Here is a 22,600-nt window from a genome sequence, read left to right on the forward strand (position 1 = left end):
AAACCATGGAATTTACATTTTATAAAGATTTTGACCTTTCAAAATTTTGGAGTGAATGCAGCTACTCGTCTCGGGATTATATTGAAAGTTTCCCCGATGATGCAGTCATTGAATCAGTAGAAAAAGAACTCGGATACAAACTTCCAGGCTCTTATGTCGCATTAATGAGGACACAAAACGGCGGATTGGTCAACAAATCCTGCTTTCCTACGACTGAAGGAACTTCCTGGGCAGAAGATCATATTGCCATTGCAGGAATTATGGGAATCGGGAAAGAAAAAATACATTCACTTTGCGGAGAGCAGGGAAGCCAGTTTATGATCGATAAATGGGGCTATCCTGCGACAGGAGTGTATATTGCAGACTGCCCTTCTGAAGGACATGACATGATTTTGCTCGATTACAGCAATTGTGGTCCTCAAGGGGAACCGGAAGTGGTGCACATCGATCAGGAAAATAATTATAAAAAGACTTTTCTGGCAAAAGATTTTGAAACATTTATCAGAGGGTTGGAAGAAGAAGAGAAACTTGATTAGAAAGCATTCTGATGCAGAAATGATATGACAGATAAAACTTTCGCTGAAAGAGTGATTGAATTTAATCAAAATCTAAACTATTCAGGCAAACTTCCGGAGGGTTTTCAGGTTCTTAATCCTTATGGGGATCATCCGGAGACGCTGGAAGTGATGCAGAAGTTTTATCAGAAATATTATAATGATCTGCATCAGAGAAAGCTCATATTGGGAATTAATCCGAGCCGTCATGGAGCAGGTGTTACAGGTGTTCCGTTTACCGACACCAAAAGGCTTGAAAGCATTTGTGGGATAAAAATGAGTTCGGCGCATACCCATGAGATTTCTTCTGTGTATATGTATGATATGATTGCAGAATATGGAGGAGCTGAAAGTTTCTATAAAAACTTTTATATCAACTCACCTTTTCCTCTGGCTATTGTAAAGCAAACGAAAACCGGGTGGCTGAATGCCAATTATTATGATGATAAAGAACTTTTTAATGATGTAAAACATTTTATGATCAGTTCTCTGAAGAAGCACATCAGTTTAAATATTGATACTTCTGAGGTTTTTATATTAGGAAAAAAGAATGCTGATTTTATTTCAAAGTTAAATAAGGAAGCAGGACTATTCAGCAAAATAACCATTCTGGAACATCCAAGATACATTCAGCAATACAAATCAAAAGAAAAACAGCTGTATATAGACAAATATATGATTGCACTTAAAAAAGAATAGACCCTGAATTTTCAGGGTCTATTTGTTTAAGCATTTATATTCTGCTTAAAGTTCTCATGGTTAGAGTTTTGAAGAAACTTAGTGTTTAATAATTTTTTGAGTTTCAGAATTTACTTTTAAAAGATAGGTGCCGTTTGGAAGTTCAGAAATATTTTCTGCGTTGCTTCCTTTTTGTACACTCATGCTTTTTATTAATTTACCTGAAAGATCATACAATTCAGCGTTTGAACTTTCTGATGCTTGTATTGAAAAATCTCCTCGGGTAGGATTTGGGTAAATGCTGAGTTTATTTTTAATTGCTTTTGTATCGTTATTTGTCGCCAAAACGATTCCGGTATCTTTCACCCAGGTAAATGCGTCTAAACCTGCATACGTATAAGCTCCGCCAAGCGTTACCTGAAGCTCGTCAATTACGATTCCTGAATAATTCTGTCCATTCAGATTGGTCAGGTCGATCAAAGTATATCCGTTGGTAGATCCTAAAGAAGTGACAAATCCCGTTGTTTTGGTTTGTGTAAATTTAGTGACACCGGATAATTTTCCGGTTACTGTGACGGTTCCCACCACATTTTGGTTCAAAGACGTATTAGATAAGAAAAGCCAGAATCGGTTAGCTTTAAACAGATTGGATGTCGTTCTGATGCCGAAAGATGCCGAAGCCGCTGCCGAACTGGAGTTATCAATGTATCTGTTGTCATTGGCGCTACCGCCCCATCCTGTATTAGGATAATTGGCCTGGATATCAAAGGTCGATGAATAAGATATAATATTAAAAATCACTCCGTTATCCGTGAAATTTGCAGAATTGTGGCTTTCTGTTTCAAATAATTCTGTGCTGGTTTGCGCTATAGAAAAAATTGAAATAAACAAACTGCAAAGGGTGAAAAAAGTAGAACTTTTCATGGCTCTTTAATTTTAAAATTGATTTTTTAGTCTCTAGGAGGATAAAGTCCTTCAACACATATAATATAATTTAAACCTAAATACGGAGGCATATTATTAATGGGAAGATTAGAGCCCACAAATGACATCGATTTTGAATTGATCATTGTATCGGGATCTGCATCAATAAAGCTGGGTACAGGGGTGAAATCTCTTCCGCTTGATGTACCGGAAATAGCAATTGATGAATTGGAGGTAGGCGTAGAAGTATTTGCATTCTGATTAGCCACCTTAATCTGAAATCCTGTGCCCAGACTTGGCATATTCTGAGAGGTTAGAGTGGTCTGCGTATTTCCTGCAACAACGCCTAAAGGATAATATTCACTCGCGCTTACATTTCCTGCACCTATTGCCATACGTCCTTTCAGGTTAGGAAGTGCAAAAGTATCGACACCATTTCCTCCGTACGTAGTTCCTAAAATTGAAAATAATGCACTGTTGGTAGAGATTCTCAATAAGCTGCCATCGCAGAACATCCATCCTCTTGGTGCAAAATTGCCTGCGAATAATTTTACGATTCCTATAAATTCGTCCATGATTAATATTTTATGTTTAGTTTCCTACTCTTGGTAAAGGCTTTTCGGATTCCGCCGTGATTTGTGGTTAAGATGATTTTTTTGATACTTCAAAGCAACGCTTTATTATTGAGGAGAGGTAGCGTAGAAATCCCCATTTTTAAATTACGTATTTATACGGACTAGGTTATTCATTTATACTTTTTTAAAAGAATGGGAATCTGTATTTTTGTAAAAATTCAAAACAGCAAAAATGAACGATTTTGTCATTTCAGAAATTAAAAACAGTATTGCCGAAATCACTTTCGGAACCCATAAAAGCAATGCGCTTCCGGGAGTAATTTTAGAAAAGCTTGCGCAAACCATTTTGGATGAAGCAGAGAAAGAAGAAGTAAAAGCAGTTTTAATAAAAAGTACGGGAGAAAAGGCTTTTTGTGCGGGGGCAAGTTTTGATGAGCTTCTTTCTATAGAAGAATTGGAAGCGTCCACAAAATTTTTCGGAGGTTTTGCCAAAGTTTTAAACGCGATGAGAAATTGTGGAAAAATTGTTGTCGTAAGAATCCAGGGAAAAACCACTGGCGGCGGAGTAGGCATTGCATGCGGCGCAGATTACTGCTTTGCAACAAAAGATGCTGCATTGGCTTTAACGGAAATTAATCTGGGAATCGGGCCGTTTGTTATCGGGCCGTATGTAGAAAGAAAAATCGGAAAATCTCAGTTTTCTGCTATGGCTATTGATGCAGATTTCAGATCTGCAGACTGGGCCGAACAGCATAATATTTACCATTCGGTTTCAGAAAATATTGCTGAGATGGATGCCAAATTAGAACAGTTTTTAAACACACTCGCTTCAAGAAGCACAGATGCTTTAGCGTTAATCAAAAAAGTTTCCTGGGAAGGAACAGAGCATTTTAACGAATTGATGCCCGCGAGAATCCACATGAGCGCAAGCTTGATTCTGGAAGATTCTGCAAAAAAAGGCATAGGAGCCATTAAGGAAAGGCTTAGAGCGAAATAAAATTAAATCCGGAAGTAGCAATACTTAATACATTTAACGATAAATAGGAAAGACACCCAGCTAAAAAGGGTGTTTTTCCTTTAAAAATGGGCGATTGCAAAAAGTAGTTTTGTACCAAATAATTTAAAACTTTTTATTATGAAATCAAGACTTTTTTTATGCCTGTTTTCAGTTGCCACATTTGTATTAAGCTGTAAAAACGATGATGATGAAGTAGTTCCGCAACCCGAAGCATTTACTTACAGTGCTGTAACCGGGATGAGTACGGGAACTACTTCTGTTGCAGGAACCTCTGTTCCGGCAGGATATATGTGGAGCGAAGTAAAGGCTCCTCAAAGTACGTGGGGACTTAATGGAACTATTACTGACCGTATGCTTGCAGATGATTTTCAGGTTCCCGCAGGAGAAAAATGGAATATTCAGAATTTTTATTTTTATGCTTATCAAACGGGGTTTTCTGGTTCCACTTTTCCTGTCAGCGAATTCTATTTTGAAATTTATTCGTCAGATCCTTCGGTGGCTGGAGCCGTAAAAGTATATGGAGATAGTACCACCAATCGGTATGTCTCTGCTGAAGAAACCAAATGGTATAGAATCTTACAAGGACAAGCGGATAATACCACAAGAAAAATTTATAAAATGAAAATAAATGCTCCTGATCTTAATCTTACTGCAGGTAATTATTGGATAAAATGGGGTTCAAAAACTTCTACCGGAACTCATTTCTATCCACAATTTCCTCATGATGCCGGCAAAATCAATAATGCGCAGCAGTTTGTTGTAGCAAGCTCTACATGGGTAAATCTGGATGACGGCGGACAAAGAGTAAGTTTTCCATTTGAAATTTCAGGAACTAAACTCCCAAACTAATCATCACGCCAAATCACAAAACCATTCTGGGATCTCAGAATGGTTTTTTTATGTATTCACATTTAATTATAATTTAAATTTTATTGCATAAAAGTTTTGGTATCTGAAAATAAATTATAACTTTGTAATTCAAAGTTCTTTTTATATGGATTCAAAAAACTATCACGAAGAATTATCCCACATCCGTTCTATGATGGAACGGTCTTCCCGGTTCATTTCACTAAGCGGTTTGTCCGGCGTTGTTGCCGGTTTAGCGGCCATCATTGGTGCTGCTTATGTTTTCTTTGTTTTCAGGAGGGAAGGGATAGATTATTTTGACGGAGAAAGAAATATTTTCGGAAAAGAACTGGTGAAAGAATTGGTCATTACAGGAACAGTAATCCTTTTGGTTGCATTGTTAAGCGGCTATTTTTTTACAGCAAACAAAAGTAAAAAGAAAGGATTAAAAATTTGGGACCATACCACGAAGAGACTCCTGATTACTTTTGCCGTGCCTTTAGTTACAGGAGGTTTTTTCTGTCTGATTCTATTATATCACCACTTGTTTGTAGGAATTGCTCCGGCTACTTTAATATTTTATGGTTTGGCTTTGGTAAGCGCAGAACGCTATACGCTGACTGATATTAAGTACCTAGGATATTGCCAGATTATTTTAGGACTGATCTCATTATTATTTTTGGGATGGGGCTTGGTTGCATGGACGATCGGTTTCGGGGTGCTGCATATTGTGTATGGCTGGATCATGCATAAAAAATACAAATAGCATTGAAAATTAAATTTTATCGATATTATGCTTAAAACCGGAAACAATCGCTAAATATTATTATTAAAAATTATGATCAACATTTCACAACTCAACAAAGAATTCGAAAGCCGTGTACGATTGGGCATCATGTCCGTTCTCATGGTCAATGACTGGGTTGATTTCTCTGAAATGAAAAATATACTTGAAATTACAGACGGTAATATGGCAAGCCACAGCAACGCTTTAGAAAAAGCAAATTATATCGAAGTGAAAAAAGAATTTGTCGGGAAAAAGCCAAAAACGTCTTACCGGGTAACTCAAACCGGTCGAAAAGCGTTTACCGAACATTTAGATGCTCTGGAAAAATTAATCGGAAGATAACGTATATTTTTTTGAATTCAAACTTTGAAATACAAAGTACTTTATAATAACTAAATTAATTAAAATGATGACACAAAAACAAAAAACAACCATTATTTATGCAGTTCCTGCCGTTTTATTTTGCATTCCTGTATTGGGAAATATCTTCTCAGACGAATTCGACTGGTCTGCAGGAGATTTTATAATTGCCGCTGTATTGCTGTTTGGAATGGCTTTTCTGATTGACCTCGTTCAGCGGGTGATCAAAAATAAAACGTACAAAATCCTGATAAGCGGTATTGTTGTACTGCTGTTATTGCTGACCTGGGCAGAGCTCGCAGTCGGTATTTTCGGAACTCCTTACGCAGGAAATTAATCTGAAGAAGATGACAAGAAAACATTTTCTCAAAAGGGTATTTCAGCTTTCGGTGGTGGGAGCATTTCCCTTGCTGTATTCGTGGCAGATCGAGCCGTTTTGGGTAGAGTTTGTAGAAAGGAAACTTCCCGTTCAACATTTGCCAAAAGCACTGGAAGGAAAAATTCTGATGCAGATCTCAGATTTGCATGTGGGAAATAGGTTCGACTGGAATTTCCTTATTGAATCCTTCCAAAAAGCAAGGCTATTCAATCCGGATTTTGTAGTGTATACAGGAGATTTTGTCAATCACGGAACATTAGAAGATCAAAACAATTTACAAAAAGTGATGCAAAATGCAGTGTTTGGTAAACTTGGGACGTTCGGGATTTTAGGAAACCATGATTATGGCAGAAAATGGAAAGATATAGGCTCATCAGAGGCGATTTGTGACATCCTCAGAAATTCAGGGGTTACCATGCTTAGAAATCAGCAGGAAGAACGTGAAGAATTAAATTTTATCGGTTTTGATGATCTGTGGTCGCCCAATTTTGATCCGATGAAAGTAATGAAGGATTACGATGCGTCAAAAGCCAATATTGTGCTTTGCCATAATCCTGATGTATGTGATAAAGACGTCTGGAACGGCTATCAAGGCTGGATTCTCAGCGGACATACCCATGGAGGCCAATGCAGGATTCCCGGAGTCGTTACTCCGCTACTTCCCGTAAATAACAGAAGATATGTTTCTGGCGAAATTGATCTGGAAGATGGAAGAATGCTGTATATCAACCGCGCGATAGGCCATTCTTATCAGGTGCGGTTTATGGTACGCCCGGAGATTACCGTGTTTACTTTAACACAAGCTTAAATAATACAATGATGAATGAAAAAGAAATTTTAAATACAGGAAAATTATTTTTTTGGTCTTCTTTTATTCTCGGGAATATCAGCTTATTCGGATATGTAATGACAAAAAATGAAGATTTTGCCGTGTATGGTTTTTTGCTCTTGATTTTTGGCTCAGTGATCAATGTTTTAGCAATTATATACTTATTGATTTATGGGTCTCTCAACAAATCAAAATGGAATATCTGTTTAAAGTCATCTGCCATTATCTGTATTAATATTCCAATTGCCATCCTATATTTCTTGATCGGAATCTCACTTTTAAATCTATAATCATGAAAAAAATACGCGTTGCATTCCTGCTTTTTGTCTACAACAAAACCCAGAAACTGTACAGAACCTATTTTAAAAAGAAAAAAAGACAGTGGCAGTTTAATGAAAAACAACTGTTGGAATTCCATAAAGACTCTTTGGGAAGAAAACTCGGTGAGTTTTACAAACGTCATGGCTTTACGATGATTCCTAAAATGGAAAATCATGATGTTCATCATTTGATTACGGGATGCGGAACAAACTTTGAAGACGAAATCGCCATGCAGTTTCTCCTTCTGGGAAACGGAAAAATGAATGCGCATCTTCTTGCAGCAATCGGTCTGGGAATCGTCATTCTCCCGGAATATTACCAATTATACCTGAAATCCTATCAAAAAGGAAGAAATATGAGAGCTTTCCATCACGTTGATTTTGAAGCGCTTTTATGGCAGAATTTTGATCACATCAAAGATTTTTTCCAGCAAAATATCACTCAGGTATCGCACTAATTTCAAATTATAATCTGTTTATCATGAAAACACATCACTATATATTTCTTACAACCGCTTTATTCATCATCTTATTTTATAATGAAGAAGTGGGGATCAATCTCGGAATTTTAACCATTATCTATGCTGTACTTACTTTCTTCAGAACTCCTGAAAAAAACAGGACAAAATCATTTATCATCTTATCGGTAACCAGTATATGTTCAGGAATTGCTTTTGCATGGTTTGGCGATTTTCCGTCATTTTTAGCGGTTGTAAGTTCAATTCTGCTTCTGGGCTATAGGTCAAAAAACAGAAGGATGAAAATACTGATGCTGATTCCGGTATTTGTCGTTAACTGTTTTACGTTCATCTGCAGGATTTTCAGTTTTGATGAATGGCTTCCGAAAACCAATACTTCCCGCCTTTGGCAGAAAATAGTAGCTGTTATCATTATTCCTTTGGTTTTAATTTCAGTTTTCTTTGGGATTTATTCTGCAGGAAGTACGCATTTTGCAAATCTGTTTACCAATTATGAGCTGGATATCAATTTTTGGCAGCTCATCGGTATTTCAGTGTTGGGATTTTTTATCGCGTTTAATTACTGGAACTATTCAGTAGAAAAATTGATCTATAAACAAAACCATATTTTTCACAATGATTTTAAAACCAATGATATCGTTCAGAAACCGACCTATTCTTTCTTAGATATTGATGCGGAAAGAATGAGCGGGGTGATTTCTTTCTTCTTATTAAATATTTTATTGGTTTTTTTCATTATTACCTTTAATTATGAGCAGTTTTATGAAGCGGTAAAAACGCCGAATCAGCTTTCCGAAGAAACACATGAAAGAGTAGTTGCCGTCATTTTATCGATCGTTATGGCGATTCTGGTGATTATGTTTTATTTTAAATCCAACTTCAATTTTGATCCGAAAGCAGGCTTAATGAAAATTTTAGTCAAAATCTGGATTATCCTGAATGCGGTTTTGGTAATTTCTGCCATGCTGAAAAATCTGGAATATATCGTCCATTACGGGTTTACCTACAAACGTTTGGGAGTGTGCGCTTTTCTGATCCTTTCTGTGATTGGTCTGATCGCTACTTTTTTTAAAATTCAGATGAAGAAAAGAAATGCGTATCTTTTTAATACCATGGTCTGGTTTTTTTATGGAACAGTTTTAGCATGCAGTTATATCAACTGGGGCGGAATTATTACCGCACAAAACATGAAGAGAAAAGATTTCGCGGTCAATTATCATGTTACATCAATTAACTTTAGCGAAAAGTGTCTGTTGCAATATGCAGAAGAAAAACAAAACACAAAACTGAAAAAAAATATTTTAGAAAAAATAAAAAACCAAAGGTCTGCGACATTTCTATCGAAAGTCCTGTATTATGAAACCATACAAAAATAAATCTTGTCTGGGAATGATAAGCAACCTTTAAAATTATATTTAGCATATGAAAAAGTCAGTTTTATTATTCCTTCCGTTATTCATAATAGCCTGTAAAAAAGAATCTCCCGTTACGGAAAATGTAAGTAATGATTCTGTAAGTATTATAAAGACAACAGGAGATTCATCAAAGTCTGACTCAGCAGAAATCCGTCAGAAAGATTCGGTGATCAATAATGCTCCTGTTACCAAAGAAGTTTTAAAAACCGGAGTCATGAGAGAAGAAAAAGACAGGGTGATTATCAGAATTGCTGATGGTGAACATCTTCCTTTTACCATAGGCGAAGAATTTACAGAAAAACATGATAAGCTTATCCTTAAAATTGAGAACTATACCAAACCGGAGATTAAAGCTTCCATCAACACCAAACAAAAAGATTTCAATATTAGATTTAATCAGATTCAGCTTCCGGACGGAACGATGGATGGGCCTTTTATGAGAGAAATATCCCATAAAGTTCCCAAAAAAGGAGAAGTATGGCTGATCATCGGCAAAAATAATATGGCAGACGGAAAAACCACAGGCGACTTCTCGGTAACCGTCGAATAACTTTTGGTACAGTTTCTGCAAATTAAAAAAATCAAAATATAATCTATTATGAAAAATATATTTTCAATTATGATCGCATCTGCAGCTTTGGCAAGTTGCGGCACCGTACAGTCAATCGTTCAGAATACATTTCCTTACACGGCCAATGTGTTAATATCGACGGGAGTTCCTGCAAACAAAGAAGTTTCTTCTACTGCAACTGCTACAAATGTTCAGACCTGGTTTGGCGGTAATGATAATGCCCAGATTAAAGACGTAAGAATTGCGGATGCTAAAATATCTGTGGTTTCGCCATCGGGTGGAAATCTGAGTGCCTTAAAATCAGTGAAAGTTTATATTTCATCGAACGGGACTTCCGAAAAACTGGTTGCCTCCCGTACTGATATTTCTACAGATGCATCAAGTGTAAATCTTGATCTGAACAGTGATACAGGATATCTGGACAGTGTGGTGAAAAGTACAGGTCTTACGGTAAGAACGGTGTATGAATTGAGAAATCAGACCACTTCCGATATGAATCTGAAAGTTGCGATTAATTTCAGCAGCATTCCTGCAAGATAATTTTGTTAATTTTTATTATAGCGAAAAGCGTTTGTTTCAATTTGAAACAAACGCTTTTTATATTTTTTAAGGCTACATTTTCGTTAAGGAATCCATAATAATAGTGACAGGACCGTCATTGATTAGTGAAACCTTCATATCTGCCCCGAAAATCCCGGATTCTGTTTTTAATCCGGATTTTGCAAGCTCTTCTTTAAAATAATCGAAAATCGGAACTGCACAATCAGGTTTTGCTGCTTTTATAAAAGAAGGGCGGTTTCCTTTTTTATAGTCGGCGATCAGTGTAAACTGACTGATGCACAAAATTTCACCGGAAATGTCTTTAATAGAAAGATTCAGTTTATCATTCTCATCACCAAAGATTCTGAGATGTAAGATTTTCTGAACCAGCCAGTCTGCATCGGTTTTTGAATCATTTTCGTCAATTCCCACCAATAGCATAAAGCCTTTTCCGATAGTTCCGACTACTTTATCTTCGACCTGCACGCTGGCTTCAGAAACTCTTTGGATAACAACTTTCATGAATTAGAATTTAAAATCATTTAATTGTAAAGATTTAAATTCTTCGTTGCAGAATCATAATTCCAGAAATAGGTTTTTGGAGGAAGGGATGTTACCGTTGTCGGTTGCCCGCTCAGTAAAATCCATGTAGCGTTGTCTTTCGGGCACAGAATACTGATATTGTCTTTTACTTCAAGCGTCGTTCCGTTATCCGGACAAATATGAGGTGCATTGCGGTCATATACCTTAAATGCGGCAGGATTGTCACCAGTTCGAACTACAATAAGACCCCGGCTTCCGGATTGCTGTTCATCCACATAAATCCACCCGCCTACATAGTTGAGGTTGTTATAGGCAGCCAGATTAAGATTTAAATTAACACTAATTGGCGTCAGTGGAAAACAGCTCACGGTATCTTCACGCGTGCTGCATGAGTGTATGTTTAATAAACTGAATGTCAATAAGATGATAAATGATATGGCTGAAAAACTTTTTTTCATTTGAATATAATTTTTTATATATTTGTAAAACAATAACGATTAACGCGCAAAAACATTGTCCGACAAATGTCGGATTATTTTTTTATACTAAAACAAAATTTTAAAATTATGGCGAGCTATGTAACTAAGGAAGGATTAGAGAAAATGAAAGCCGAGCTTGAGCAATTGGAAAAGATAGAAAGACCCAAAATTACTCAACAGATTGCAGAAGCAAGAGATAAAGGAGATTTATCTGAAAATGCAGAATATGATGCAGCCAAAGAAGCACAGGGAATGTTGGAAATGAGAATTTCTAAACTAAAAGATATTGTTACGACTTCTAAAGTAATTGATGAAACTCAACTTGATACTTCAAAAGTGTCGATCTTGACCACGGTGAGACTGATGAACAACGATACAAAAAAAGAGCAGATTTTTAAATTGGTTCCGGATAATGAAAGTGATCTGAAAACAGGTAAAATATCGGTCAATACTCCTATTGCAAAGGGATTGCTTGGAAAAGTGATCGGTGAAAAGGCAGAAATTGTATTGCCAAACGGAAACAAATTATCTTTTGAAGTACTGGAAATCACTTTGTAAAACTATTCAATACTGAAAAAATGAGCTCAATATTCACAAAAATTATCAACGGAGAAATTCCTGCTTATAAAATCGCGGAAGATGAGCATCATATTGCCTTTTTGGATGCAATGCCGCTGGTAAAAGGACATACATTAGTTATTCCGAAAAAAGAAGTTGATGTAATTTTTGATCTGGAAAGCGAAGAGTTTAAAAATCTCTGGGGATTTGCACAAAACGTTGCAAAAAAAATCAAAAATGCAGTTCCCTGCGTCAGAATAGGTGTCGCGGTAGTAGGGCTGGAAGTTCCTCATGCTCACATTCATCTCATCCCTATTAATAAAGTGGAAGAAATGAATTTTAAAAATGAACGGTTACAATTATCTGCAGAAGAATATGCAGACATTCAAAATTCAATACTTAATTCTTAATCCAATATAGAATCGTAAAAAAGAAATTTTTTGCGATTTTCTATAATATATATTTAAAAATAAAAATGAATTCAAATCAATGTTCTTTCTGTGGAAAGAAAAGAAATGAAGTACAAATGTTAGTTTCCGGGCAGAACGGCTTTATATGTGAAAACTGTATAGAGCAGGCCCATTCAATCATAAAAGACAGTGTTTCAGAATCCGGGTTTTCTTCTGCAGAGCATGTGAGCGAACTTAAAAAACCAAAGGAAATTAAAGAATTTCTCAATCAATATGTGATAGGGCAGGATCAGGCAAAAAAACAGCTTTCTATTGCTGTTTACAATCATTATAAAAGATTGTTGCACGCAAAAGATGAAAATCGGGAAGTGGAGCTTGAAAAATCCAATATCATCATGATCGGCGAGACGGGTACAGGAAAAACACTATTGGCAAAAACGATTGCTAAAGAATTGAATGTACCCTTTTGTATCGTTGATGCCACTATTTTAACCGAAGCCGGGTATGTAGGAGAGGATGTAGAAAGTATTCTGTCGAGACTTTTGATGGTAGCAGATTATGATGTAGAAAAAGCGGAGAAAGGAATTGTTTTTATTGATGAAATTGATAAAATTGCGAGAAAATCAGATAATCCGAGCATTACGAGAGATGTCTCCGGTGAGGGAGTACAGCAGGGTTTACTGAAATTGCTGGAAGGAAGCATTGTAAATGTTCCGCCTCAAGGAGGAAGAAAACATCCGGATCAGAAGTATATTCAGGTTAATACCCAGAATATTCTTTTTATTGCGGGAGGGGCTTTTGACGGGATCAAAGAAATTATTGAAAGAAGAATGAATAAGCAGGCTATCGGCTTTAGTTCAGAAAAAATCAATAAATTGGATGAAGACGAATATATTTTAACCAATATCAATGCGATAGATCTCCGTTCATTTGGTTTAATTCCCGAGCTTTTAGGTAGGTTTCCCATTATTACCTATCTCGAAAAGCTTACTAAAGAAACCATGATCCGTATTATGAAGGAACCTAAAAATTCCATCATCAATCAATTTGTTGAATTATTTAAAATGGATGGCACAAAACTTATTTTTACAGATGAAGCCGTTGAGAAAATAGTGGATGAAACTATGGATAAAGGTTTGGGGGCAAGAGGTCTGAGAGGTACCACAGAAAAGGTTTTGGAAGATTATATGTTTGATATAGGAGAAGATGAAGAGATCATTTTAACAAACGATAATATTTTGTTTAACAGAAAGATATAATTTTTTTAGAATATTTAGTAAAAAATATTATATCTTTGCAGATAAGATTATATCAACACTAAATATAATAATAATACAAATGAAAAAAAATTTATTAGCTATAGGACTTTTAGGTGCTATTTGTTCTGTTCAGGCGCAGAATGTTCTACTACACGTAGATAATAGTGCTAATATGTATGTGAGTGAAGGCGCTCTAGTTTATAACGGCGGCGGACTTCAAACAAGAGGAACCGGACTTATTGATCTTCATGGAAACATGATGATTGAAGGTTTAACAGCCAATAACGATGTTGTGAGAACCATCACGACAGGCGGAGCTGCCAAAACCGACGGCAGTAATATCGTACTGCGACTTAATACTCCAGGCAGTGCTGCTACATCTACTTACGGACAATTATACATCAACGGCCTGGCTCAGGCTGCGGTTACGGCTACTGTAAGTAAAGAATTCAGAACTCCTGCGCACGGTACGACCAATTATTTCCAGCAGGTTGCTTTACCTTTTTCAGGAAAGACACTCAGTACTTTATCCACAGAATTGAATAAAGCTTTTGGAACCACAAGGTTTACTCAAAATGAAATTCTTAAATATAATAATCCCTTAGTAGTATCGGATCATTATACGAGTTTAGCAAGTACTACTATAGATCCTACAGGATATTACATGTTAGGATCCAAAAACAACAATCTTAATACCGCGACACCACCTGCTGCATGGCCGACTATTGCTCCTACTCCTGCAGGAAGTGTGTACACCATTAATGGTACACCATATGCGCCTCTGGTTGCAAATGTTACTTTACAGAATGCAGGGAACGGAATTAATTTCGGATCAGGAGGTAATGCAATCAATCAGTACAACGAAAAATATTATACTTACCTCCAGGATCAGTTTGAAGGAACTGCATCGCCTTGGAGTGGAACCTATGGTAAAAATATTTATCAGTTTGGAAACCCTTTCCTTACCAATATTGATTTGTCAAAAATAGGTTTTACGGAATCTGCAACAATAGGGGATGGAAATGCAGTAAGCAATATTTGGGGAGTGCGATATGATCCGGGTGTTGTAACGACTTTAAGTAACGGAGGAACTTACTCTACCGGGGCACAAATTCAGACTTTCGATCTTTCAGGGGTTCCTGCAGGTGATGTAGGTCTTATTATTAAACCTATGCAATCGTTTGTGATTAAGTTAAGAAATAATACTGCACAAACTTTAAACTTTAATACCCTTAGAAGATTCAGCAATACAGCAAGAGCTGCAGCTACTAATTATAGTGTAACCGCTTTAAAAAATGCAACTGCTGCTACAACGGTAACAGCTAGTTTAAAACAATTGGGTATTATTGCTTTAGATGCATCAGGTAAAGAAATTGCAAGAACATATTATGTAGTTTCTCCGGATTTGGCTACGGGACATCAAACTTCTGTAGACACTACTGTACAGGCAGCTTGTTCTACAGTCAATGTTTTAGGAACATTTGAGGAAGCTCCTACAGGAGGTTGGGATAGTAATTATCTTTCTTCTTATTGGTTATATATCAATCAGGCGAATGAAAATAACTTCCAGGGAAAAAATATTAAATTGGCAAACTACGATTATGGCGTTACTAACAATGCTGTATCTTATAAGTTTGAGATTAGAGAAAATGCAGAGCTTGTTCCTACCGGTACTCATGCTTTGTCTTCAGGATTAGGATTTTATTACAAAGCCCCGAACGGTACCGTACAGCAGATCAATCAAGATGATGTAGTACCTATCGCTGGAGATTTGTATGATTTATATTATGGGCCGCCAGAAAGCGTATTGGCAACTTCAAATACCAATGCTAAACCTTCAAGAACAATTGTTGTTTACAATCCTGATATTACAAACTATATTGTCAGATTTGATCCTAATTGGAAAAAAGCAGATGTACAGGTTTATGATATGAGCGGAAAATTAGTAATTTCTAAAAAAGCAGTAAATACTTCTACAGACTTTATAATAGAGCTGGATAACTCGGTTAAAAATTCTTATGTTGTAAAAATTGTTGCAGATAATGGTGAAATTGTTAACGCAAAAATTTTAAAATAACACAAATTAATACAAATGGAAAAATTTAGTAAATTAATACTGGCTGTATGTGTATTTGCGGTTTCCCTGCTGCAAGCACAATTACCTCCCAAACCTGTAGACCCGAATGGCGGTACAGGAACAACCGGAACAGGAGCGCAGTCAGTACCCGTAGATATGTACGTTTATGCTCTCGGTATCATAGCTGTAATGTTAATTATTTTTTATACCAACAAGTATAAAAGTCGTAAAATATAAAATTTTATTAAAATGTTTTAAACTCCCTGATTAATCAGGGAGTTTTTTTATTTTTACAGTATGAAAAAGATATTTATATTATCAGGGATGTTATTTACATTTTCTCTGCAGGCTCAGTTTTCTGTTACAATCCAGTCTCCGGCAGATTTTAGAGAGCAAGAAGCAATTTTATATACCCTTAATGGTTCCAAAGATATTATAGTTACAAAAGAACAAAGTAAAAGCAATACATGGACTTTTAAATATCCCAAAAGTTATGAAGGGATGATGAAGGTTTTCTTTCCTAATACCAATAACACACTTAGCTTTATTTCAGAAAATAAGAATGTAAATATTAAGCTTGAAACTGAAAATAATAAAGTAAAAAATGTAATCTATCTTGATGAAGCCAATGAATTGATGAATAGCATTCAGGAATCTTCTCAAAAGAAAGAATTGATTTTGCCCGCTTTATCACAAATTAAAGAATACTATAAAGATAATACAGATTTTGGGAAAGCACTGATTGCAGAAATGGGAAGATTATCGGGGAATAATGTGATCAATCAATCGCAGCACCCTTTTATTTATTACTATAATACCAATTACAGCAAGTTTTTGTCTAATGATAATTCCAAAAAAGTTACTCAGGATGAAATTATTAATTTATTTGATAAATCCGGTGATATGTTGGAAACCTCATCGTTAGTAAGACCAATTTTAGTAGCGTACCTGAATACTGGCGGAAATACCAACGTAGGAGAATCTGTAGATAAGCTGATTAATACTTTGAAAGTAGAAACCCCGCGGGGACAGACCGTTTTATCAGAATTAATTGATATTTTTGATATTTATGAGATGCCAGAGTATAAAAATAAATACCTATCTCTGGCAAAAAATCTCAAATGTACCATAACAGATAGATTGGCATCAACTCTTAAATCTAATGCAAACGTTGAGCTGGGCGCTGTTTTTCCTAATTATAAATTTCATTCTGCAGTAAACACAACAGTAAAATCAATTTCTGATGTAAAAGCAGACCAAAAAGTAATCGTATTCTGGTCATCAACCTGTTCCCATTGCGAAAATGAATTGCCGAAACTTTTGGAAAAATATTCAGAAATAAAAGCAAAAAATATACAGATTATCGGTCTTTCATTGGATACTGATAAAGAGTCTTATACCAGAAAGATCGCAGCCTTTCCTTGGATCAATGATTCTGAACTGAAAGGATGGAATAGTTCTTATGCGGAAACGTATAATATTCATGCTACACCTACTTATTTTATTTTGGATGCTAACAATAAGATTGTCAGTAAACCAGACCATGTAGGAGACGTTTTGAACTATTTAAAGATTAAATAATTTTGGTGTTTTACAAATATTTTATATATTTGCACCACCAAAAAGGCGAGGTAGCTCAGTTGGTTAGAGCGCAGGATTCATAACCCTGAGGTCACGGGTTCAATTCCCGTCTTCGCTACAAATCAGACGATGTATCAATTAAGATACATCGTTTTTTTTTATCTTAAAATTAAAACAGGACCTATCTGTAAAAATATAAAATCTAGAAACTGTGCTTCAGATTTGGTATAAATAGTGAAGTACTTATTACGATTATCTAATTTTCTAATTGTAAAAGTTAAGATGATTTTTATATACTAATAATTCTTTTAAGAGTGACTTTTGTTCTCATATATATTTTTTTCAACAGCCAATTATTAGTTTTTATTATTATATATCTCTATAAGTTTACTAAACTAAGACGATTTTGAAATTAATTAATAAACCATATTTTAAAATTAAAACAAATTGTTAAAATATTTTAAAAAGTATTTTATTTAACAGTAAATTTTTATAATTATAGATAATTAATTAAATATCAATTATGAGTGCTATATCTCTAATGATTTAAGATTTTAATAAATATGTATGTTCTATTTTATACATTTGATACAATATAGTAAATCAACAATTAGGGAATAATATTTAATTTAAAATATGAATATCATAAAGTTTTCTTAAAATTAAAATAATTCACTTATTGATATCTGATTTTAAAAATAATATTGTATTTTTACATAGCCTTGAATGAGGGAACAAGTCAAGGTAATAAATTTTTTTTCATCATTTGTGTTTTTAGAATCGTATCGCCTGATACGATTCTTTTTTTTTACTTTTCGTATTTTACCAAAAGCTCCACAAAATATGAATAGGTTACAGAACCTTCCTGCTGATTGGTCTTTAAAAAGAGATTGTTCGTAAACCCGAAAAAATGATCAAGCCAGCCTTGATGTTCCAAAAGAAATCTTTTTTCAAAAGCCCTGTCTCTTTTCATTGCAGCAGAGTACTTTTCTAAGACAGCTTTTACGAAATCTTCATCTTCATATACGATCGAGTTTAAAAGACTTTTTAAAACAAAATATTCTGTACTGTATTTGAGATCTGGGTTTCCGGAATTTTTCCCAGCAAGATATCCGATGAAGTTGGCTTCCTGTTCGCGTGCAAAACCAAGTTGATGAGCGCTTTCATGAGCCAGAGTAAAAGGAAGATAAGAAGACGGCAATCTGCTATTATATTGGGCTTCTGCGGTAAAAGGATTGTAGTATCCCAAGATGCCTGTAAAGCTCATCACATCTTTAAAAAGACTTGGTTTAAAAGAATTCAAATGATCATTTTTCTTATTGGTAATAAAGGCAGGAAGTTTGTTTTGCTCTTTAAGAATTTCGTTTTCGATAGATGTAATATCACCGATTCTAAAAACGCCATCAGAATTTTCTTTTACCAGCTCTCTGGAATTTTTACATTTTTCAAGATAGTGTAGAGCTAAGTCTTTTCTGTCATTCAGTGTGATTTTTCCTTTTGGCAGTTTATCAATAATCGGGTTCTGAAAATAGAGCATGCCCCAAAAAATCTGATACGAAAAATAAATAATATTCATCATAATCAAAAGTCTTATAAAAGCATTATGACGGCTCTTTTTTTTGAAACAGGTAACGATACAATGAATAATGACTGCAATTAAGATGATATATAAAAGGTCTCCAAATGAAAAGGGAATCCACGAAAACAGAATCTGGTGAAATTTTTTCTGCATTTCAAAAAAGCTTTCAAATGCACCAACAGCGGTTTCCGATTTGGAAAGTAACAGGAATAAAAGAAATTGGACAACCAAAACAGCTGCCCAAAATCTCTTCTTATGATATATTTTTAAAGTATTAGTGCGCACTTGATTCTGTTTCTCCCATCTGAATTCCTTGTTTTTTAAGGATTTTCGGAGTTGCAAATCCATAAAATGCAAGATATATAAAACAGATAATAGGAATTACGTACGAAAAATGCGTCCAGGTAATACCCATAATACCTCCAGGGCTGGCTTTGTCAAAATCACAGATCCATCCCTGAATAAGCGGAATAATACCTCCTCCTAAAATCATCATAACGAGGAACGAGGAAGCTTTTCCGGTATTTTTTCCGAGTCCTGCGATTGCAAGGTCGAAGATCGAAGGCCACATAATGGAACAGAATAATCCGCCTGAGATAAAGAAGTACTTTGCAATCTCCTTATCGGGATAGATTAATCCTAAAATCATCATTACAACACCTGCAACTCCGAAAATCATTAACGTTTTTCCCGCATTTTTCCCGCCGATAAAACTCATGATGATAAAAGCGATAATCCAGAATGCATAAATGTAGAATGCCGAAACATCTTTACCGCTTAAAGTATTAGCCAATATGATAATGCCAAATGCAATAAAAGGAACTACAAATTTTAGCACCATATTGGTAGATTTAGAAATATTAAAAACATTAATTCCTCCATTCCATCTGCCAATCATTAAACTTCCCCAATATAAAGACACGAACGGAGCAATGTTATGTTCTAAAACACCTCCGAATTCTTTGGTGTGGAGTAATGCGGGAAGATTACTGATAATAGAAACTTCCACGCCTACGTAAATGAAAATTGCAAGCATCCCTAAATATAGCTGTGGGTATTTGAAGATGCTGAACTTTGCGCTGCCTTCTTCAATCTGGGCTTCTTCTTCTTTGGCAGGATCTTCAATTTTTGAAAATAACATGAAAACTGCTACCAAAATAAAGGCGATACCCAATACGATAAATGGTGTTTTTACCAGTTTTAAATTGTCTTTTACAAATTCTAAAGGATAAGTAATATTGGTAGATCTTTGTTTGATCTCACCAAGTTTTGAGGAATATGCTTCAACTTGTGAATCGTTTGCTTCTGTATTTTGACTGATGGAATTGATCTGGGTATCAAGGTCAGCAATATTTTTTTCTACGGTAGCGATGACTTCATTTACTTTTGCAGGGTCATCTTCGCGGTCTTTTTTTAGTTCAATAATGTTTTTAGTAAGCTCATTTTTATGAGTCTGATATTCATTTTTTACAATTTCTATCTTTGTGAGGTTTTGATTTTTAGGAGCAGAATCTTCTTTATTTCCCATTCCGAAAAGGGCAATTCCCACAAGAATCGGTCCTATTGTCGTTCCCAGAGAGTTAATGCCTCCGGCTAAGGTTAGACGGTGTGCTCCTGTTTGCGGGCTTCCCATTTTAATTGCAAGAGGATTGGCAACGATCTGCTGTACAGAAAATCCTAATCCTACAATAAATAATGCCGCCAGAAAAAACCAAAAGTTGGCTGCTGAAGCTGCAGGCACGAAAAGAAATGCTCCTAATGCAGATAAAACAAGTCCCACTGCAAGCGTTTTTTTATAGCCGAATTTCTGAAGAATATCGCTTTTAAGAGAAATAACAAAAAATATAACAGAACCGATAAAATAGGCGACATAAAATGCCCATGCAACCAGCTGACTTTGAACCTGTGAAAGCACAAACCATTTTTTGAATACTGGGATTAAAATATCATTACTTGCGGCGACAAATCCCCAAAAAAAGAAAACTACAATTAAGGATAAAAATTGAGACCATTTGGTCTGTTGCTGGTTCGAGTCCATATTAGTTATATAATTAATTAAAACAAATATAAATTATTTCTTTGATTAACCGTGTTCTGTTAATGTTTTTTTTATTGTCTCAAAAGCAGACTGCTTCAGATCTTTTGGAGAGTCATTAGGTTCTAAGATATCATTAAAATATACTTTAACTTTCCCGGGGTAGCCTTTTGAATTGTCAAACGGGAACATTTCCTTTAAGCCAATGAAAGTAAAAACGGCAATAGGAGACTGATGTTTGGAAGCCAGCGTGAAAGCACCGTCTTTAAAATCATCAAGTACAACGGAAGTGTCATCCGGAACGCCGCCTTCCGGGAAGATAACAATACTGTTGCCTTCTTCCATTTTTTCGGCGCATCTTCGGTACACATCTGCGCGGCTTCTTGGGCTGCTCCGGTCTACCATCACGCATATTCTTTTATAGATCGTTCCGAAAATAGGAATTTTCATAAGTTCTTTTTTACCAACATAGCAAAGCGGATGATTGGGAAAAAGAATGCACGGAAGCATAATATCCATGATAGATGTATGATTGGATATCACGACATACTGCGTGTTTTTATCTATTTTTTTATCCGTAAGATTCGTAAGCTCATATCTCAAACCCATTCCGTAGAATACTCCGTAACACCAGATTCTTATAAAAATACAGGCGTACTTATAGGTCTTCTTTTTAAAAGATAAGAGGTATACAGGCAGCCCCAGAATGATTGTTAATACAAATGCAAGGATGATCAGCCAGAATCTCCAGAGATAATTTAAAATTTTTACCACAGATTAACCATTAAAAATTACTTTTTTCTTCACCGAATAATTGAGAATCGAGACCAGCAGAATTGCACAGATTTTACTGATCATTTCCGGACTCAAGGTATAAAAAATTAAATCAATATTGTCTTTAAACACAAAACTGTAAAAGATCTGGAAAAAAACAAGGCTTAATAGAGTTGAAACAAATGAGACCGCCATAAAGTAAAGAAATTCCTTTCGCTTAGAATGCTTTCCGCGTTCGAATACGAACCAGATGCTCAGAAAGTAATTGGAAATGATACCACAAAGTGTAGAAAGAATATTACTCAGCGGGTAATGAATACCGTGAAAGTTTTGCTCTCTATACAAAATCTGTGGAAGATGGGTGCTGAACATTTTAAAACTTCCTATCTCAACAACCGCGCTCAGTCCTCCCGCGATAATAAAAAACAAAACCTGTTTCTGGCGTAATAGTGCTTCTTTCATCTATATTAGTAATACGCAAATTTATAACTATATGTTAAACAGTGAAAAAAGATGTTAAAGTTTTTTTTTAAATAAAAAATATTTCTAAATTTAATTTTCATAACGAAAGACACAATACCTGATAATAAATTCATTTTCAACTTTTTCTGTGAATGGTTTTTCTATCTTGTAATACCCTGCATAGGAATTATTGCTCATATTATTACATTAAATAATCTACTATTTGTATGAAATCTCAAAACAAGTACAGGAAATTTCAGCTTCAGCAAAAAAATATCGAAGCACTGGAAAAAGAAAATTCTCGGTTCAAAAGAGTGTATTCAGAGTACGAAAATATGTCTGATGAGTTATGGAATCTGGAAAATACAGAAGGAACTCCCATTCCCGATGATTTCATCAACGCCATGATGGTGCAGACTTCATATCTTGAGAAAGAGATTGAAGACTGGCTTCTGCAGTTCAGCGAAAATAAAAACGAAATCAAAAGCTAACTTAAATCATAAACATAGCATCTCTATCTGTTTTTAAAGCCTGTTTAAAGATTAATTCATAATTTAGCAGTCTTAAA

Annotated in this window: 28 protein-coding genes and 1 tRNA gene; 21 read left to right on the forward strand and 8 right to left on the reverse strand. The window is 35.3% G+C overall.

Translation table 11 applies throughout. From position 1 onward, the window contains the following. The first annotated feature begins 5 nt into the window (after positions 1-5). Together N0B16_RS13890 and N0B16_RS13895 are read left to right on the forward strand one after the other, a co-directional pair. Positions 6-536 (forward strand): SMI1/KNR4 family protein, encoded by a 531-nt coding sequence (locus tag N0B16_RS13890; protein ID WP_262991543.1) that lies wholly within the window; start codon positions 6-8, stop codon positions 534-536. A 24-nt stretch (positions 537-560) separates the two neighbouring features. Beyond that, entirely contained in the window at positions 561-1,253 is a 693-nt protein-coding gene (locus N0B16_RS13895; RefSeq protein ID WP_262991544.1) for an SMUG2 DNA glycosylase family protein, read from the forward strand. A gap of 78 nt (positions 1,254-1,331) precedes the next feature. Here the strand turns inward: N0B16_RS13895 and N0B16_RS13900 are convergent, their stop codons facing one another. Together N0B16_RS13900 and N0B16_RS13905 are read right to left on the reverse strand one after the other, a co-directional pair. Then, positions 1,332-2,156, reverse strand: coding sequence for a T9SS type A sorting domain-containing protein (locus N0B16_RS13900; RefSeq protein WP_262991545.1), 825 nt, complete (start codon positions 2,154-2,156; stop codon positions 1,332-1,334). A gap of 26 nt (positions 2,157-2,182) precedes the next feature. Continuing rightward, positions 2,183-2,731, reverse strand: coding sequence for a phage tail protein (locus tag N0B16_RS13905; protein WP_262991546.1), 549 nt, complete (start codon positions 2,729-2,731; stop codon positions 2,183-2,185). Positions 2,732-2,963: 232 nt separating this feature from the next. On the opposite strand from N0B16_RS13905, the gene N0B16_RS13910 reads away from it, so the two are divergent. The 11 genes from N0B16_RS13910 (at position 2,964) to N0B16_RS13960 (ending at position 10,275) form a co-directional block, all read left to right on the forward strand. Next, a complete protein-coding gene (locus tag N0B16_RS13910) occupies positions 2,964-3,728 on the forward strand; it encodes an enoyl-CoA hydratase/isomerase family protein (RefSeq protein WP_262991547.1) in 765 nt (254 codons plus the stop codon). Positions 3,729-3,866: 138 nt separating this feature from the next. Next, a complete protein-coding gene (locus N0B16_RS13915; protein ID WP_262991548.1) occupies positions 3,867-4,598 on the forward strand; it encodes a hypothetical protein in 732 nt (243 codons plus the stop codon). 145 nt (positions 4,599-4,743) lie between these two features. Continuing rightward, positions 4,744-5,361 (forward strand): hypothetical protein, encoded by a 618-nt coding sequence (locus N0B16_RS13920; RefSeq protein WP_262991549.1) that lies wholly within the window; start codon positions 4,744-4,746, stop codon positions 5,359-5,361. Positions 5,362-5,433: 72 nt separating this feature from the next. After that, on the forward strand, positions 5,434-5,724 hold the full coding sequence (locus tag N0B16_RS13925) for a winged helix-turn-helix domain-containing protein (RefSeq protein ID WP_262991550.1): 291 nt from the start codon (positions 5,434-5,436) through the stop codon (positions 5,722-5,724). 64 nt (positions 5,725-5,788) lie between these two features. Continuing rightward, positions 5,789-6,079, forward strand: coding sequence for a hypothetical protein (locus N0B16_RS13930; protein WP_262991551.1), 291 nt, complete (start codon positions 5,789-5,791; stop codon positions 6,077-6,079). A 10-nt stretch (positions 6,080-6,089) separates the two neighbouring features. Next, positions 6,090-6,929 carry a metallophosphoesterase gene (locus N0B16_RS13935; protein WP_262991552.1) on the forward strand — a complete coding sequence of 280 codons (840 nt, stop codon included), beginning with the start codon at positions 6,090-6,092 and terminating at the stop codon, positions 6,927-6,929. Positions 6,930-6,937: 8 nt separating this feature from the next. After that, the gene (locus N0B16_RS13940) at positions 6,938-7,240 is read left to right on the forward strand and encodes a hypothetical protein (protein ID WP_262991553.1); all 303 of its coding nucleotides are present in this window, start codon (positions 6,938-6,940) and stop codon (positions 7,238-7,240) included. A gap of 2 nt (positions 7,241-7,242) precedes the next feature. After that, complete coding sequence (locus tag N0B16_RS13945) at positions 7,243-7,728, forward strand: Coq4 family protein (RefSeq protein WP_262991554.1); 486 nt, start codon at positions 7,243-7,245, stop codon at positions 7,726-7,728. 23 nt (positions 7,729-7,751) lie between these two features. Further along, the gene (locus N0B16_RS13950) at positions 7,752-9,125 is read left to right on the forward strand and encodes a DUF4153 domain-containing protein (RefSeq protein ID WP_262991555.1); all 1,374 of its coding nucleotides are present in this window, start codon (positions 7,752-7,754) and stop codon (positions 9,123-9,125) included. A gap of 46 nt (positions 9,126-9,171) precedes the next feature. Further along, entirely contained in the window at positions 9,172-9,714 is a 543-nt protein-coding gene (locus tag N0B16_RS13955; RefSeq protein ID WP_262991556.1) for a hypothetical protein, read from the forward strand. Between the two features lie 48 nt (positions 9,715-9,762). Continuing rightward, on the forward strand, positions 9,763-10,275 hold the full coding sequence (locus N0B16_RS13960; RefSeq protein WP_262991557.1) for a hypothetical protein: 513 nt from the start codon (positions 9,763-9,765) through the stop codon (positions 10,273-10,275). A 72-nt stretch (positions 10,276-10,347) separates the two neighbouring features. On the opposite strand, the gene dtd is transcribed toward N0B16_RS13960, so the two are convergent. Both dtd and N0B16_RS13970 read right to left on the reverse strand, forming a co-directional pair. Then, the gene (gene dtd, locus N0B16_RS13965) at positions 10,348-10,797 is read right to left on the reverse strand and encodes a D-aminoacyl-tRNA deacylase (protein WP_262991558.1); all 450 of its coding nucleotides are present in this window, start codon (positions 10,795-10,797) and stop codon (positions 10,348-10,350) included. 20 nt (positions 10,798-10,817) lie between these two features. After that, on the reverse strand, positions 10,818-11,276 hold the full coding sequence (locus N0B16_RS13970; RefSeq protein ID WP_262991559.1) for a hypothetical protein: 459 nt from the start codon (positions 11,274-11,276) through the stop codon (positions 10,818-10,820). A 108-nt stretch (positions 11,277-11,384) separates the two neighbouring features. Between N0B16_RS13970 and greA the strand changes: the two genes are divergently transcribed. The 7 genes from greA (at position 11,385) to N0B16_RS14005 (ending at position 17,300) form a co-directional block, all read left to right on the forward strand. Beyond that, on the forward strand, positions 11,385-11,855 hold the full coding sequence (greA, locus tag N0B16_RS13975; RefSeq protein ID WP_262991560.1) for a transcription elongation factor GreA: 471 nt from the start codon (positions 11,385-11,387) through the stop codon (positions 11,853-11,855). Between the two features lie 20 nt (positions 11,856-11,875). After that, complete coding sequence (locus N0B16_RS13980) at positions 11,876-12,265, forward strand: HIT family protein (protein WP_262991561.1); 390 nt, start codon at positions 11,876-11,878, stop codon at positions 12,263-12,265. Between the two features lie 65 nt (positions 12,266-12,330). After that, complete coding sequence (gene clpX / locus N0B16_RS13985) at positions 12,331-13,524, forward strand: ATP-dependent Clp protease ATP-binding subunit ClpX (protein WP_262991562.1); 1,194 nt, start codon at positions 12,331-12,333, stop codon at positions 13,522-13,524. Positions 13,525-13,603: 79 nt separating this feature from the next. Then, the gene (locus N0B16_RS13990) at positions 13,604-15,601 is read left to right on the forward strand and encodes a T9SS type A sorting domain-containing protein (protein WP_262991563.1); all 1,998 of its coding nucleotides are present in this window, start codon (positions 13,604-13,606) and stop codon (positions 15,599-15,601) included. Between the two features lie 15 nt (positions 15,602-15,616). Beyond that, positions 15,617-15,838, forward strand: a complete 222-nt coding sequence (locus N0B16_RS13995) for a signal peptidase (RefSeq protein WP_262991564.1) — start codon at positions 15,617-15,619, stop codon at positions 15,836-15,838. 60 nt (positions 15,839-15,898) lie between these two features. Further along, positions 15,899-17,182 carry a peroxiredoxin family protein gene (locus N0B16_RS14000; RefSeq protein WP_262991565.1) on the forward strand — a complete coding sequence of 428 codons (1,284 nt, stop codon included), beginning with the start codon at positions 15,899-15,901 and terminating at the stop codon, positions 17,180-17,182. 44 nt (positions 17,183-17,226) lie between these two features. Next, positions 17,227-17,300, forward strand: a tRNA-Met gene (locus tag N0B16_RS14005). A gap of 690 nt (positions 17,301-17,990) precedes the next feature. Here the strand turns inward: N0B16_RS14005 and N0B16_RS14010 are convergent. The 4 genes from N0B16_RS14010 to N0B16_RS14025 form a co-directional block, all read right to left on the reverse strand. Then, a complete protein-coding gene (locus N0B16_RS14010) occupies positions 17,991-18,914 on the reverse strand; it encodes a DUF3810 domain-containing protein (protein WP_262991566.1) in 924 nt (307 codons plus the stop codon). Between the two features lie 121 nt (positions 18,915-19,035). Continuing rightward, positions 19,036-20,799 carry an MFS transporter gene (locus N0B16_RS14015; RefSeq protein WP_262991567.1) on the reverse strand — a complete coding sequence of 588 codons (1,764 nt, stop codon included), beginning with the start codon at positions 20,797-20,799 and terminating at the stop codon, positions 19,036-19,038. 45 nt (positions 20,800-20,844) lie between these two features. Then, positions 20,845-21,570, reverse strand: a complete 726-nt coding sequence (locus tag N0B16_RS14020; RefSeq protein WP_262991568.1) for a lysophospholipid acyltransferase family protein — start codon at positions 21,568-21,570, stop codon at positions 20,845-20,847. Positions 21,571-21,573: 3 nt separating this feature from the next. Then, entirely contained in the window at positions 21,574-22,032 is a 459-nt protein-coding gene (locus N0B16_RS14025; RefSeq protein WP_262991569.1) for a GtrA family protein, read from the reverse strand. Between the two features lie 227 nt (positions 22,033-22,259). Here N0B16_RS14025 and N0B16_RS14030 point away from each other — a divergent pair, with 227 nt between their 5' ends. Then, on the forward strand, positions 22,260-22,523 hold the full coding sequence (locus tag N0B16_RS14030) for a hypothetical protein (protein ID WP_262991570.1): 264 nt from the start codon (positions 22,260-22,262) through the stop codon (positions 22,521-22,523). The last annotated feature ends 77 nt before the right edge of the window (positions 22,524-22,600 follow it).

Source organism: Chryseobacterium gilvum (assembly GCF_025628965.1).
Classification (GTDB): Bacteria; Bacteroidota; Bacteroidia; order Flavobacteriales; family Weeksellaceae; genus Chryseobacterium; species Chryseobacterium gilvum.

What these genes read in the sequence shown, in the direction of transcription:
- N0B16_RS13890 (WP_262991543.1), top strand. Translation starts at nt 6, where the DNA reads ATGGAATTTACATTTTATAAAGATTTTGACCTTTCAAAATTTTGGAGT.
- N0B16_RS13895 (WP_262991544.1), top strand. Translation starts at nt 561, where the DNA reads ATGACAGATAAAACTTTCGCTGAAAGAGTGATTGAATTTAATCAAAAT.
- N0B16_RS13900 (WP_262991545.1), bottom strand. Translation starts at nt 2,156, where the DNA reads ATGAAAAGTTCTACTTTTTTCACCCTTTGCAGTTTGTTTATTTCAATT.
- N0B16_RS13905 (WP_262991546.1), bottom strand. Translation starts at nt 2,731, where the DNA reads ATGGACGAATTTATAGGAATCGTAAAATTATTCGCAGGCAATTTTGCA.
- N0B16_RS13910 (WP_262991547.1), top strand. Translation starts at nt 2,964, where the DNA reads ATGAACGATTTTGTCATTTCAGAAATTAAAAACAGTATTGCCGAAATC.
- N0B16_RS13915 (WP_262991548.1), top strand. Translation starts at nt 3,867, where the DNA reads ATGAAATCAAGACTTTTTTTATGCCTGTTTTCAGTTGCCACATTTGTA.
- N0B16_RS13920 (WP_262991549.1), top strand. Translation starts at nt 4,744, where the DNA reads ATGGATTCAAAAAACTATCACGAAGAATTATCCCACATCCGTTCTATG.
- N0B16_RS13925 (WP_262991550.1), top strand. Translation starts at nt 5,434, where the DNA reads ATGATCAACATTTCACAACTCAACAAAGAATTCGAAAGCCGTGTACGA.
- N0B16_RS13930 (WP_262991551.1), top strand. Translation starts at nt 5,789, where the DNA reads ATGATGACACAAAAACAAAAAACAACCATTATTTATGCAGTTCCTGCC.
- N0B16_RS13935 (WP_262991552.1), top strand. Translation starts at nt 6,090, where the DNA reads ATGACAAGAAAACATTTTCTCAAAAGGGTATTTCAGCTTTCGGTGGTG.
- N0B16_RS13940 (WP_262991553.1), top strand. Translation starts at nt 6,938, where the DNA reads ATGATGAATGAAAAAGAAATTTTAAATACAGGAAAATTATTTTTTTGG.
- N0B16_RS13945 (WP_262991554.1), top strand. Translation starts at nt 7,243, where the DNA reads ATGAAAAAAATACGCGTTGCATTCCTGCTTTTTGTCTACAACAAAACC.
- N0B16_RS13950 (WP_262991555.1), top strand. Translation starts at nt 7,752, where the DNA reads ATGAAAACACATCACTATATATTTCTTACAACCGCTTTATTCATCATC.
- N0B16_RS13955 (WP_262991556.1), top strand. Translation starts at nt 9,172, where the DNA reads ATGAAAAAGTCAGTTTTATTATTCCTTCCGTTATTCATAATAGCCTGT.
- N0B16_RS13960 (WP_262991557.1), top strand. Translation starts at nt 9,763, where the DNA reads ATGAAAAATATATTTTCAATTATGATCGCATCTGCAGCTTTGGCAAGT.
- dtd (WP_262991558.1), bottom strand. Translation starts at nt 10,797, where the DNA reads ATGAAAGTTGTTATCCAAAGAGTTTCTGAAGCCAGCGTGCAGGTCGAA.
- N0B16_RS13970 (WP_262991559.1), bottom strand. Translation starts at nt 11,276, where the DNA reads ATGAAAAAAAGTTTTTCAGCCATATCATTTATCATCTTATTGACATTC.
- greA (WP_262991560.1), top strand. Translation starts at nt 11,385, where the DNA reads ATGGCGAGCTATGTAACTAAGGAAGGATTAGAGAAAATGAAAGCCGAG.
- N0B16_RS13980 (WP_262991561.1), top strand. Translation starts at nt 11,876, where the DNA reads ATGAGCTCAATATTCACAAAAATTATCAACGGAGAAATTCCTGCTTAT.
- clpX (WP_262991562.1), top strand. Translation starts at nt 12,331, where the DNA reads ATGAATTCAAATCAATGTTCTTTCTGTGGAAAGAAAAGAAATGAAGTA.
- N0B16_RS13990 (WP_262991563.1), top strand. Translation starts at nt 13,604, where the DNA reads ATGAAAAAAAATTTATTAGCTATAGGACTTTTAGGTGCTATTTGTTCT.
- N0B16_RS13995 (WP_262991564.1), top strand. Translation starts at nt 15,617, where the DNA reads ATGGAAAAATTTAGTAAATTAATACTGGCTGTATGTGTATTTGCGGTT.
- N0B16_RS14000 (WP_262991565.1), top strand. Translation starts at nt 15,899, where the DNA reads ATGAAAAAGATATTTATATTATCAGGGATGTTATTTACATTTTCTCTG.
- N0B16_RS14010 (WP_262991566.1), bottom strand. Translation starts at nt 18,914, where the DNA reads ATGCAGAAAAAATTTCACCAGATTCTGTTTTCGTGGATTCCCTTTTCA.
- N0B16_RS14015 (WP_262991567.1), bottom strand. Translation starts at nt 20,799, where the DNA reads ATGGACTCGAACCAGCAACAGACCAAATGGTCTCAATTTTTATCCTTA.
- N0B16_RS14025 (WP_262991569.1), bottom strand. Translation starts at nt 22,032, where the DNA reads ATGAAAGAAGCACTATTACGCCAGAAACAGGTTTTGTTTTTTATTATC.
- N0B16_RS14030 (WP_262991570.1), top strand. Translation starts at nt 22,260, where the DNA reads ATGAAATCTCAAAACAAGTACAGGAAATTTCAGCTTCAGCAAAAAAAT.